This is a genomic window from Streptomyces pinistramenti (assembly GCF_020564935.1).
In the GTDB taxonomy this organism is placed as follows: Bacteria; Actinomycetota; Actinomycetes; order Streptomycetales; family Streptomycetaceae; genus Streptomyces; species Streptomyces pinistramenti.
The window spans coordinates 1-11,345 of sequence record NZ_JAJCXB010000035.1 but is presented as its reverse complement, the minus strand read 5'-3'; the positions used below and the strand labels follow the sequence as shown (position 1 = coordinate 11,345).

General features: G+C 73.1%; 10 protein-coding genes and 1 pseudogene. 6 read left to right on the top strand and 5 right to left on the bottom strand.

The genetic code is table 11. The features are described 5' to 3' along the window. Positions 1 to 35: 35 nt before the first annotated feature. On the top strand, positions 36 to 470 hold the full coding sequence (locus tag LIU39_RS22320) for a hypothetical protein (RefSeq protein WP_227048607.1): 435 nt from the start codon (positions 36 to 38) through the stop codon (positions 468 to 470). A 74-nt stretch (positions 471 to 544) separates the two neighbouring features. After that, entirely contained in the window at positions 545 to 1,279 is a 735-nt protein-coding gene (locus LIU39_RS22315; RefSeq protein ID WP_227048606.1) for a helical backbone metal receptor, read from the top strand. 29 nt (positions 1,280 to 1,308) lie between these two features. On the opposite strand, the gene LIU39_RS22310 is transcribed toward LIU39_RS22315, so the two are convergent. The 3 genes from LIU39_RS22310 to LIU39_RS22300 all read right to left on the bottom strand — a co-directional run bounded on the left by LIU39_RS22310 (position 1,309) and on the right by LIU39_RS22300 (position 4,391). After that, positions 1,309 to 2,010 carry a gamma-glutamyl-gamma-aminobutyrate hydrolase family protein gene (locus tag LIU39_RS22310; RefSeq protein WP_227048605.1) on the bottom strand — a complete coding sequence of 234 codons (702 nt, stop codon included), beginning with the start codon at positions 2,008 to 2,010 and terminating at the stop codon, positions 1,309 to 1,311. Between the two features lie 57 nt (positions 2,011 to 2,067). Continuing rightward, the gene (gene eat, locus LIU39_RS22305) at positions 2,068 to 3,540 is read right to left on the bottom strand and encodes an ethanolamine permease (RefSeq protein WP_227048604.1); all 1,473 of its coding nucleotides are present in this window, start codon (positions 3,538 to 3,540) and stop codon (positions 2,068 to 2,070) included. A gap of 119 nt (positions 3,541 to 3,659) precedes the next feature. Then, a complete protein-coding gene (locus LIU39_RS22300) occupies positions 3,660 to 4,391 on the bottom strand; it encodes a FadR/GntR family transcriptional regulator (protein WP_227048603.1) in 732 nt (243 codons plus the stop codon). 73 nt (positions 4,392 to 4,464) lie between these two features. Between LIU39_RS22300 and LIU39_RS22295 the strand changes: the two genes are divergently transcribed. From LIU39_RS22295 to LIU39_RS22280, 4 genes are all read left to right on the top strand, one after another. Continuing rightward, on the top strand, positions 4,465 to 5,832 hold the full coding sequence (locus LIU39_RS22295; RefSeq protein WP_227048602.1) for a glutamine synthetase family protein: 1,368 nt from the start codon (positions 4,465 to 4,467) through the stop codon (positions 5,830 to 5,832). 11 nt (positions 5,833 to 5,843) lie between these two features. Further along, the gene (locus tag LIU39_RS22290) at positions 5,844 to 7,214 is read left to right on the top strand and encodes an aldehyde dehydrogenase family protein (RefSeq protein ID WP_227048601.1); all 1,371 of its coding nucleotides are present in this window, start codon (positions 5,844 to 5,846) and stop codon (positions 7,212 to 7,214) included. Continuing rightward, a complete protein-coding gene (locus LIU39_RS22285; RefSeq protein ID WP_227048600.1) occupies positions 7,211 to 7,996 on the top strand; it encodes a 3-oxoacyl-ACP reductase in 786 nt (261 codons plus the stop codon). Before LIU39_RS22290 ends, LIU39_RS22285 begins: the two co-directional genes overlap by 4 nt. Positions 7,997 to 8,092: 96 nt before the next feature. Continuing rightward, the gene (locus LIU39_RS22280) at positions 8,093 to 9,409 is read left to right on the top strand and encodes an HAD family hydrolase (protein WP_227048599.1); all 1,317 of its coding nucleotides are present in this window, start codon (positions 8,093 to 8,095) and stop codon (positions 9,407 to 9,409) included. A 40-nt stretch (positions 9,410 to 9,449) separates the two neighbouring features. Here LIU39_RS22280 and LIU39_RS22275 read toward each other — a convergent pair whose 3' ends face one another. Both LIU39_RS22275 and LIU39_RS22270 read right to left on the bottom strand, forming a co-directional pair. Continuing rightward, positions 9,450 to 10,667 (bottom strand): amino acid deaminase/aldolase, encoded by a 1,218-nt coding sequence (locus LIU39_RS22275; protein ID WP_227048598.1) that lies wholly within the window; start codon positions 10,665 to 10,667, stop codon positions 9,450 to 9,452. A gap of 488 nt (positions 10,668 to 11,155) precedes the next feature. Then, a pseudogene (locus tag LIU39_RS22270) lies at positions 11,156 to 11,345 on the bottom strand (amino acid deaminase/aldolase); the annotation flags it as partial.

Genomic DNA, 11,345 nt, shown 5'->3' with positions numbered 1-11,345 from the left:
GGCCGCCGCGGTCGTGGCCGGTGCGGGAGAAGACCGTGAGATCAGCGCACATATCCGCAGCCGTGCTGTCCGCCGTCGCCGTCGTGACGCTTGCCGCTCCGGCCGCTTCGGCGCGGGTCGTCCCGGATCCGATGGCGGCCGGCGAGCGGGTGACCGTCAGCGACGACGGGCGATGCGTGGGGGAGGGGGCGGCGCGTGCGCGGTCGACGCTGTTCGGCACCGTGCCGCTGCGGCCGTCGGCCCGGGGCAGCTCCGGAGCGGCCACCGTCGCCCGCGGCGCCACGGCCGGCCGCTACTCCGTCACCGTCGAATGCGGCGCGGGCGGCCCACGGCACACCGAGACGGTCACCGTGCGCGGCGTCAGGGCCGCGGGGATGAGCGTGACGCACGCGGCCGGCGGCCTGGCTCTGCTGGTGCTGGTGGGTGGCGCGGCCTTTCTGCTGCGCCGCACCGTGAAGACGTATCTGTGACGGGGGAGCCGGGGCAGGGGGCCCGGGTCGCGTAACGGGTGCTCAGCAGACGGCAGTTGCGTACCGTGGGGGCCATGACCGGTCACAGTTTCCCGCGCCGGGTGGTGTCCCTGGTGCCCTCGCTCACCGAGTCGGTGGCCGCCTGCGCGCCGGAGTTGCTGGTCGGGGCCACCGACTGGTGCAGCCACCCGGAGGGCCTCGACGTCGTCCGCGTCGGCGGCACCAAGAACCCCGATACGGCCCGGATCGCCGCGCTCGCCCCCGGCCTCGTGCTGGCGAACGAGGAGGAGAACCGCCCGCAGGACCTCGCCGCGCTGCGGGCCGCGGGCCTCGACGTGCTGGTCACCGAGATCCGCACGCTGGACCAGGCGCTGAGCGAGCTGGACCGGGTGCGCACCCGCTGCGGGCTGCCGCGGCCTGACTGGCTGGACGCGGCCGGGGACGCCTGGCACCGACTGCCGTCCAGGAGCGCGGAGTTGACCGCGATCGTGCCGATCTGGCGGCGGCCGTGGATGGTGCTCGGCCGCGACACCTTCGCCGGCGACCTGCTGGCCCGGCTCGGCGTGCGTCACCTCTACGCCGAGCACGCCGAGCGCTATCCGCGGATCCCGCGGGCGGAGCTGGCCGCGAGCGGCGCCGAACTGGTGGTGCTGCCCGACGAGCCGTACCGTTTCACGGCCGATGACGGCCCGGAGGCGTTCCCGGGGCTGCCCGCCGCGCTGGTCAGCGGGCGCCATCTCACCTGGTACGGACCGTCGTTGGCGGAGGCGCCCGAGGTCCTGTCGGCCGCGCTGGCGGCGGCCCGCTGACGCCGCCGCCAGCTCTGAGAGCCGGTGTCTCAGCGCGCCGCCGACCGCTCGCGCGCCGCGGCCACCAGCGCCGCCATCAGCCGGTCGTCGTCACCGGCCTCCGGGTGCCACTGCACCGCGAGCGTGAACGCCCGCGCGTCCGGCAGCTCCAGGGCCTCCACGGTGCCGTCCTCGGCATGGCCGGAGGGGAGCAGCCCGCGCCCGAGCCGGTCGACGGACTGGTGGTGGTAGGTCGGCACGGACACCGGCTCGGGCAGTACCGCCGCCAGCGCCGTCCCGGGCACCGGCTCGACCGCGTGCCGGCCGAAGACACCGGGCGGCCCCGCGTGCCCGTCGAGGTGCTGGACGAGAGTGCCGCCCCGCAGCACGTTCAGCAGCTGGAGGCCGCGGCAGACGCCGAGCAGCGGTACGCCGCCGTCCAACGCGGCCTCGATCAGGGCCAGTTCCCAGGTGTCCCTGGCTTCGTTGGGCGGCCCGGTCCTGGGGTGCACCTCGGCGCCGTAGCGGGCCGGTGCCACGTCCGCGCCGCCGGCGATCACCAGGCCGTCCAGCCGGGCGACGGCGCCGGCCGCGGCCGCTGCGGTGTCCGGCGGCAGCAGGGCCGCGAGCCCGCCCGCGCGCTGGGCCATCCGGTGATAGCCGGCGGGCAGCACCGCGGCGGGCAGCGTCCACACGCCCCACCGCGCCTCGTCCTCCAGGTAGGTGCTGATGCCGATGAGTGGCCGGGACATCGGGTCCTCCGTGCGTGGGTGCGGGGCGGGGCGGGTGATTCGGGCCGGCGGGAGGGGTCAGTCGCGTGCCAGCTCGGCCTCGGCGGCGGCCAGCGCGGCGAACTCCTCCTCGGGTGCCGCGGCCACCAGCCGGTGCCGGGAGTAGCAGGCGAAGTAGGCGAGCGCCACGGCGTACACACCGAGGGCGATGACGGCGGCGTCCTTGTCGACCAGGAACGTCGCCACCAGAGCCGAGCAGGCCAGGACGAAGGCGACGGACGAGGTGAGCATGCCGCCCGGAGTGCGGTACGGGCGGTGCAGGCCGGGCTCGCGGCGGCGCAGCACGAGGTGCGAGAGCGCCATCAGGGCGTAGGAGATGGTGGCGCCGAAGACCGCGACGTTCAGCATCCGGGCACCGTCACCGGTGGCCGCCGCCAGGCCGAAGCCGAGCGCGCCGGGGACCAGCAGGCCGAGGTAGGGGGCCTTGCGGCGACTGGTCAGGGAGAGGAAGCGGGGCAGGTAGCCGGCCCGGGAGAGGGCGAACAGCTGCCGCGAGCCCGCGAAGATCAGCGAGAAGAAGGACGCCACCAGACCTGCCAGGCCCGCGTAGTTGACGATCCGGCTGACGGTCGTCGGCTCGCCGTGCGGCTGGAGCGCCTGCACCAGCGGATCGCCCACCGACCGGATCGCCGCCGAGCCGCGGGCGCCGGTCGCCGCGGTGAAGGTGATCAGCGCGAGCAGCAGCAGGACGCCCATCGCGGCGGCCATCGCCTTCGGCAGCACCCGGGCCGGGTCCTTGGTCTCCTCGGCGGCCAGCGGCACCCCTTCGACGCCGAGGAAGAACCACATGCCGAACGGGAACGCGGCCCAGATGCCCAGCACCCCGAACGGCAGCCAGGAGGAGGCGCCGAATGCGCCCGCATCGACCGGGATGTCGTTGAGGGTGTCCACGTGGAAGTCGGTGAGCGCGGCCACCGCGAAGACGACCAGCGCGGCCACGGCGACGGCGGTGACGACGAGGCTGAAGCGCAGCGCCTCGCCCACGCCCCACAGGTGGATGCCTATGAAGAGCACGAAGCAGGCGAGGTAGACCGGCCAGCCGGAGTGCAGGCCGAACAGGCCGAGCGATTCGACGTAGTCGCCGATGAAGATCGAGATCGCGGCCGGTGCCAGGACGTACTCGATGAGGATCGCCGTGCCGGTCAGGAAGCCGCCCCAGGTGCCCAGCGCGCGCCGGGCGAAGCCGTAGCCGCCGCCGGCCGTCGGCAGGACCGAGGCCAGCTCCGCGAGGGCGAAGACCAGGCAGGTGTACATCAGGCCCATCAGGACGGCAGCGATGGCCAGACCGCCGAAACCGCCCTGGGCCAGGCCGTTGTTCCACCCCGAGAAGTCGCCGGAGACGACATAGGCGACGCCCAGGCCGGTCAGCAGCAGCGGTCCCGCGCTGCCGCGGCGCAGCGACCTGCGCTCCAGGTAGGTGTCGTCGGCCGGTGTTCCGCCGCCGGGGGAGGTCGCGGGCGGTGCGCTCTGCGGTTCCGTACTGTCGGCCATCAGCCGCTCCTGCCTCGCCGGGGGTGTTCGGTACCTGTGCGGATCCGAAGCAAAGGTTCAGCGGCATACCTTTGCTGGGTTCGTGGTCCCGGCGCAAGACCTGTGCGGTGAAAGTCCGGTTACGCCGGCGGCCCGGTCAGGAAGCCGCGCAGCAGCGCCGCGGTGCCGCCGCAGTGCTCGCGCGCCACCTCGCGCGCGCCGTCCGCGTCGCCGTCCAGGACCGCTTCGACCAGTACGCCGTGCTGGGTCTGCGAGTGTTCCAGATTGCGGACCAACAGCGGGATGCAGTCCAGCAGTTCGTTCACGCTCGCCCGCACCGCCGCGTACTGCGCGGCGAGCGAGGGGGAGCCGGACAGCTCGGCGAGCGTGAGGTGCAGCATCGTGTCGCACCTGCGGTAGTCGGTGAGCGGCGCGTCCCGGGTGGCGGTCAGCGCGTCCCGCAGCCGGGCACCCTGTTCGCCGGTCAGGCCGTGGCCCGCGCACAGGCCGGCCGCGCCGGACTCCAGCACCTCGCGGAAGCGCAGTGTGTCCTCGACGTCGATCCGTTCGATCCGGCGCCGCAACCCGGCCTCGTCCGGGCCCGCGGCCCGCACCCGGACGAAGGTGCCGCCGTAGCGGCCCCGCCTGCTCTCCACCAGCCCCTCGTCCTGGAGAACCTTCAGCACCTCGCGCAGCGTCACCCGGCTGATCTGCAGCCGCTCCGCCAACTCCCGTTCCGCGGGCAGTCGTTCGCCCTGCGGTACCAGGCCGAGCCGGACGACCTGGAGTATCTGCTCCAGCGCCTCCTCGAAGCCGTTGCCCGCCCGTACCGGCCGCAGTACGGGTGCCAGCCGATCCGCCGCACCGTCCATCTCAGCCCCTTCCCAAGCAATGGTCCATGTGCATACCTTATGACCTCCGGATGCAGCGACAGGAGGCAACACCGTGGCACCTCGTACGCCCCCGCTCTCCGTCGAAGAGCTGAAAATGCTCGTCGACGCCGGGGAGATCGACACTGTCGTCCTCGCCTTCACCGATATGCAAGGGCGGCTCCAGGGCAAGCGGTTCGCCGCCCGCCACTTCCTCGACACCGTCCTGGAACACGGCACCGAGGGCTGCAACTACCTGCTGGCCGTGGACGTCGACCTCAACACCGTCGAGGGCTACGCCATGGCCTCCTGGGAGCGCGGCTACGGCGACTTCGCGATGCACGGCGACCCCGCCACCCTGCGCCGCACCCCCTGGAACCCCGGCACCGCCCTGATCACCGCGGACCTCGCCTGGCACGACCACTCACCCGTAGCCGCCTCCCCGCGGCAGATCCTGCGCCGCCAGCTCGACCGCCTCGCCGAGCACGGCTGGAGCGCGTACGCAGGCACCGAGCTGGAGTTCATGGTCTTCAAGGACACCTATGAGGACGCCTGGTCGCGCGGGTACCGGCAGATGAACCCCGCCAACCAGTACAACGCCGACTACTCCGTCCTGGGCACCGGCCGGGTCGAACCGCTGTTGCGCCGCATCCGCAACGAGATGGCAGCGGCCGGCCTGACCGTCGAGTCGGCCAAGGGCGAGTGCAATCTCGGCCAGCACGAGATCGTGTTCGTCTACGACGAGGCGCTGACCACCTGTGACCAGCACAGCATCTACAAAACCGGCGCCAAGGAGATCGCCGCCCAGGAAGGCATGGCGCTCACCTTCATGGCGAAGTACGACGAGCGCGAGGGCAACTCCTGTCACATCCACCTCTCGCTCCAGGACGCCGAAGGGCGGCCGGTACTCGCCGACGACGACGGCCCGTACGGCATGTCCCGCATCATGCGGCACTTCCTCGCGGGCCAGGTCGCCGCGATGCGCGACTTCACGCTGCTCTACGCCCCCAACATCAACTCCTACAAGCGCTTCCGGCCCGGATCCTTCGCGCCCACCGCCGTCGCCTGGGGCCCCGACAACCGCACCTGCGCCCTGCGTGTGGTCGGCCACGGCCGCGCGCACCGGCTGGAGAACCGGCTGCCCGGCGGCGACGTGAACCCCTACCTCGCCGTCGCCGGCATGGTCGCGGCCGGCCTGTACGGCATAGAACACGAGCTGGAACTCCCCGACGCCACCACCGGCAACGCCTACAGGGGCGACGCCGCCCACGTTCCCACCACGCTGCGCGAGGCCGCCGAGCTGTGGGAGCACAGCCCGATCGCCCGCGCCGCCTTCGGCGACGAGGTCGTCGACCACTACCGCCACATGGCCCGCGTCGAACAGGACGCCTACGACGCGGCCGTCACGGACTGGGAGCGCTTCCGCTCCTTCGAGCGCATGTAAGGAACCGTCACGTGCTGCACGAGCTGGACATCATCAACCCGGCGACCGAGGACACGGTGGCCACCGTCCCCACCACCTCTCCCGCCGAGGTCGACGCCGCGGTCCTGCGGGCCGCCGCGGCCCAGGAGACGTGGGCGGCCCTGCCGCCCGGCGACCGGGCCCGCGTCCTGCGCCGCTTCGCCGAGGTCGTCGACGCCCACATCGGACCGCTCGCCCAACTCGAACTGCTCGAAGCCGGCCACCCGTTGGGCAACGCCACCTGGGAAGCGGGCAACGTCCGCGACCTGCTGCACTACGCGGCCGGGGGAGTGGAGCGGCTGACCGGCAGCCAGATCCCGGTCGCCGGCGGCATCGACGTCACCTTCCAGGAACCGCTCGGCGTGGTCGCCGTCATCGCCCCCTGGAACTTCCCGATGCCGATCGCCGCCTGGGGCACCGCCCCCGCCCTCGCGGCCGGCAACGCCGTCCTCCTCAAGCCCGCCGAGACCACCCCGCTCACCGCGCTGCGGCTCGCCCAGTACGCGTTGGAGGCCGGGCTGCCCGAAGGGCTCTTCCAGGTACTGCCGGGCGAGGGGCCGGTCACCGGCGCCGCGCTGGTCGACCATCCCGGCGTCGCCAAGGTCGTCTTCACCGGCTCCACCGCCACCGGACGGCAGATCGCCGCCCGCTGCGCCGCGCAGACCAAGCGCCTGACCCTCGAACTCGGCGGCAAGAGCCCCAACATCGTCTTCGCCGACGCCGACATCGAGGCCGCCGCCGCTGCCGCGCCCGGCTCGTTCCTCGACAACACCGGACAGGACTGCTGCGCCCGCAGCCGCATCCTCGTCCAGCGCACCGTGTACGACCGCTTCATGGAGCTGCTGGAGCCCGCTGTCAAGGCGTTCACCGCGGGCGACCCGGCCGACCCCGCCACCGACATGGGTCCGCTGATCTCCGCGGCCCAGCGCGAGCGGGTACGGTCCTACGTCCCCGAGGGCGCCCCCGTCGCCTTCCGCGGCGAGGCACCCGAGGGCAAGGGCTTCTGGTATCCCGCCACCGTCCTGGAGGGCAGGCCCGACGACCGCAGCGCGGTGGAGGAGATCTTCGGCCCGGTCGCCGTCGTCCTCCCCTTCGACGACGAGGCCGACGCCGTCCGCATCGCCAACGCCACCGAATACGGCCTGTCCGGCTCCCTGTGGACCCGCGACGTCGGCCGCGCCCTGCGCGTCTCGCGCGCCGTAGCGGCCGGCAACCTCTCCGTCAACTCCCATGCCAGCGTGCGCTATTCGACCCCCTTCGGCGGGTTCGGGCAGTCCGGGCTCGGCCGTGAACTGGGCCCCGGCGCGCTGGCCGCCTTCACCGAGACCAAGAACGTCTTCATCAGCACCGAGGAGAGCAAGTGACCGACCAGACCCCCGTGTGCCGCCGCCTGGTGGGCCGTACCGCCGTGATCACCGGAGCCGGCAGCGGCATCGGCCTGGCCACCGCCCGCCGGCTGGCATCCGAAGGCGCGCACGTCGTCTGCGCCGACATCGACGCGCGCGCGGGCAAGGCCGCGGCCGACGAGGTCGGCGGCACCTTCGTCCAGGCCGACGTGACCGATTCCGACCAGGTCGAGGCGCTCTATCAAGCCGCCTTCGACACCTACGGATCGGTCGACATCGCCTTCAACAACGCCGGCATCTCCCCGTCCGATGACGACTCCATCCTCACCACCGGGCTCGACGCCTGGAAGCGCGTCCAGGAGGTCAACCTCACCTCCGTCTACCTCTGCTGCAAGCACGCCCTGCCGTATATGCAGCGCCAGGGCCGCGGCTCCATCATCAACACCGCCTCCTTCGTCGCCGTGATGGGCGCCGCCACCTCGCAGATCAGCTACACCGCGTCCAAGGGCGGCGTGCTGTCCATGTCCCGTGAGCTGGGCGTGCAGTTCGCCCGCGAGGGCATCAGGGTCAACGCGCTGTGCCCCGGGCCCGTCAACACCCCGCTGCTCAAGGAGCTGTTCGCCAAGGACCCGGAGCGGGCCGCGCGCCGCCTCGTGCACGTGCCGGTCGGCCGGTTCGCGGAGCCCGAGGAGATCGCCGCCGCCGTCGCCTTCCTCGCCAGCGACGACTCCTCGTTCGTCAACGCCGCCGAGTTCCTCGTCGACGGCGGCATCGCCGGAGCGTATGTCACGCCCGTGTGATCCTCCTCGATAAGGTCGCATGATCACACCGGGGCCGGCACCGCAGTGGTGCCGGCCCCGGTGTCCTCCTGCCCCCACTGACACATCGGAGCACTCATGCGCCACAGGCACGCCCTCGCCCTGGGCCTCACCGTGACCGCGCTCCTCGCCGGCAGCGTGCCGGCGACCGCGGCCACCCCGACCCGCACCGCCGCCGCCCAGGACACCGCGGCGGCCCGGCCCGGGACGAACTGCCCGCAGCTCTCCAGAGACCTGCCCTGGTACGGCCACAACCGCGCCAAGCTGCAACGTGCCATCGACACCCGCGGCACCTGTAGCCACCCGGAACTCGCCCACGGCCACGGCCGGGCCCCCGTCGCCGCGTTCGACTGGGACAACACCATGACCAAGAACGACGTCACCGACGCGACGATCAACTGGTCCCTGCGGCACGACAAGATCCTGCGCCCCGCCCGCTGGAGCGACACCAGCAAGTGGCTCACCCCCGCGGCCGACCGCGCCCTCACCGCGGCCTGCGGCACCGCGGTTCCCGTCGGCAGCCCGCTGCCCACCTCCACCGACGCCGGCTGCGCCGACGAGATCCTGGAGATCCGTGGCGAGGCGAAGACCATGAACGGCGATGCGGCCTTCGCCGGCACCTGGAACCACCGGCGCACGGTGCCCCAATACGCCTGGGTGCCGCAGCTGTTCGCCGGCCACACCGACGCCGAACTCCGCTCGTACGCCGCCGCCGGACGCAAGGCCGCGCTCGCCGCGCCCGTGGGCAGCACCGAGAAGATCGGCACCCACACGCTCCCCGCCTACGTGCGCTACTACCCGCAGCAGAAGGACCTGGTCCGCACCCTGCGCCGGGCCGGCTTCGACGTCTACATCGTCTCCGCCGGATCCGAACCCGTCACCGAGGTCTGGTCGAAGTCCGTCGGCTTCGACCGCGCCCACACGATCGCCATCCGCAGCGTCACCGAGCACGGCAGGATTTCGTACGGCATGCAGGGCTGCGGCGACGTCCCCACCGGCAAGGGCGACGCGATTCCCTACATCGACGGCAAGCGCTGCTTCATCAACCAGGAGATCTTCCACATCAAGGGCGCCGAAGCCTGGCGCAAGCAGGACCCCGCGCACCGCATCGCGATCGGCGGCGGTGACGCCGACACCGACGTCACGTTCGTGAACGACGCCACCAGCGCCCACCTGGCCGTCAACCGCAACAAGACGGAACTGATGTGCCGCGGCTACGACAACGCCGACGACCGCTGGGTGGTCAACCCGATGTTCATCGAGCCGCTGGGACGCAAGTCCGGCGCCTACCCCTGCGCCACCGAGGGCTACACCAACACCGACGGCGTCCCCGGTCCGGTCCGCCGCCCCGACGGCACCGTCGTGCCCGACCAGCACGACCGCATCCACGCCTGACACCGCAGCGCGGGCCGCGCCAACGCCGCCCGGCCCGCGCTCACAGGAACGTATGCCCCTCGCCCCGGTACGTCGGCACCGTCTCCACCACCCGGTCACCCGCGACCAGATGCAGCCGCGCGAACCGCTCGCACAGCTCACCGGCCTTCGCGTGCCGGAACCACACCAGGTCGCCGATCGCCAGCAGGTCGGCGGCCGCCCCCAGCAGCGGCGTCTGCACCTCGCCCGCACCCTCCTGCGGGTCGTAGCGCAGCCCGGCCGGCAGATGCGGCTCCGGCAGCCGGTCGGCGCCCGCGGCGCCCGACGCCGGATAGCCGCCGCCCAGCACCGTCACGACACCGGGTCCTGGCCGGCGCACGACGGGCTGCGCGAACAGCGCCGCCGGACGCCCGCTGAACGAACGGAAGTTGTCGAAAAGCCGCGGCACGTACAGGCCGGAACCGGCCGCGATCTCGGTGATCGCCGCCTCCGCCGCCGTGTGCTGCACGCTGCCGGTGCCGCCGCCGTTGACGAATTCCAGGCGCGGCGCCACCGCCCGCACCGCCCGCACCGCCTCCCAGCGCCGCTGCGCCAGCTCCTTGCGCGCCGCCGCCTGAAGCACCCGCACGGCCCGTGAGAACACCGGCTTCCCGGCCACCTCGTCGCCCACACCCGCCACGTGCCCCTCGTACGCCATCAGCCCCACCAGCCGGAACCCGGGGCGGCGGGCCACCGCACGGGCCAGCGCGCCCAGTTGGGCGGGCCGGCGCAGCGGCGACCTGCGGGCCCCGACCCGCACCGCGTTGCCCATCAGGCGGTACGAGGTGTCCAGCTCCAGGCACACCCGGACCTCCTCGCCGCGGCCGGCCGGGCGGGACGCGTCGATCAGGTCCAGCTGCACGGGGTCGTCGACCATCACCGTGACCGCCGCGGCGAGTCCGGCGTCCTTGGTCAGCTCGCCGAACGCCGCGCGGTCCGCCGACGGATACGCCAGCAGGATGTCGGTGAACCCCGAACGCGCCAGCCACAGCGACTCGTCGAGGGTGAAACTCATGATTCCCGCGAAGCCGTCGCGCGCCAGCACCCGCTCCAGCAGCGCCCGGCAGCGCACCGATTTGCTCGCCACCCGGATCGGCTTGCCCTTCGAGCGGCGCACCAGATCGGCGGCGTTGGCGTCGAACGCCTCCAGGTCGACGAGGGCCAGCGGAGCGTCGAGATGCGCGGTCGCCCGGTCGTAACGGGCTTTGTCGCCATACGCGTCGGCGGGGTAGCGGGACATGGCGGCAGCCTGCCAGAGACGCCTACCACTGGGTAGGGGGAGATAGCGGCAGAACGGACACGGGGTTGGAGGCCCGCCCGCGCCAGCCCGTAGAGTGGCGGTACGCCGCAACCAGCAGGTCAGCGGCGGTTTCTATGGATACGGACCACCTTGCCCCGATTGCTGGTCGGGCGCGGGGCGAGCGGCGCGAGGGGGCGCGGGTGAGCACCGAGGCCGACTGCGCCGGAACGCGGAGCAACCCTCCCATACCCCCGCCGCCGCAGCACCCTCCCGCCCCGCCCAGGGCGGACCGCACCACGGCCCCCGCCACGCGCCGCGTGGAACACCCCGAGCCCCCCGCACAGCCACAGCCGCCGGGCCAACAGACCCCGCCCGCACCGCCCGTGGACACCGACGACGCCCCGCGGACCGCCGTCCTGCACCGGGCGCCGTCCGACGCCCCCGTCCCGTCGCTGGACCGGACCTCGGCCTCGGCGTCCGCCCCGGCCGCGGATCAGGCCCCGGCCCCGTCCGGCGCGGAGCCGCAGCCCGGCGACGACTCGCAGACCGCCGTACGAGGTGTCCAGCTCCAGGCACACCCGGACCTCCTCGCCGCGGCCGGCCGGGCGGGACGCGTCGATCAGGTCCAGCTGCACGGGGTCGTCGACCATCACCGTGACCGCCGCGGCGAGTCCGGCG

What these genes read in the sequence shown, in the direction of transcription:
- eat (WP_227048604.1), bottom strand. Translation starts at nt 3,540, where the DNA reads ATGGCCGACAGTACGGAACCGCAGAGCGCACCGCCCGCGACCTCCCCC.
- LIU39_RS22275 (WP_227048598.1), bottom strand. Translation starts at nt 10,667, where the DNA reads ATGTCCCGCTACCCCGCCGACGCGTATGGCGACAAAGCCCGTTACGAC.
- LIU39_RS22280 (WP_227048599.1), top strand. Translation starts at nt 8,093, where the DNA reads ATGCGCCACAGGCACGCCCTCGCCCTGGGCCTCACCGTGACCGCGCTC.
- LIU39_RS22300 (WP_227048603.1), bottom strand. Translation starts at nt 4,391, where the DNA reads ATGGACGGTGCGGCGGATCGGCTGGCACCCGTACTGCGGCCGGTACGG.
- LIU39_RS22310 (WP_227048605.1), bottom strand. Translation starts at nt 2,010, where the DNA reads ATGTCCCGGCCACTCATCGGCATCAGCACCTACCTGGAGGACGAGGCG.
- LIU39_RS22315 (WP_227048606.1), top strand. Translation starts at nt 545, where the DNA reads ATGACCGGTCACAGTTTCCCGCGCCGGGTGGTGTCCCTGGTGCCCTCG.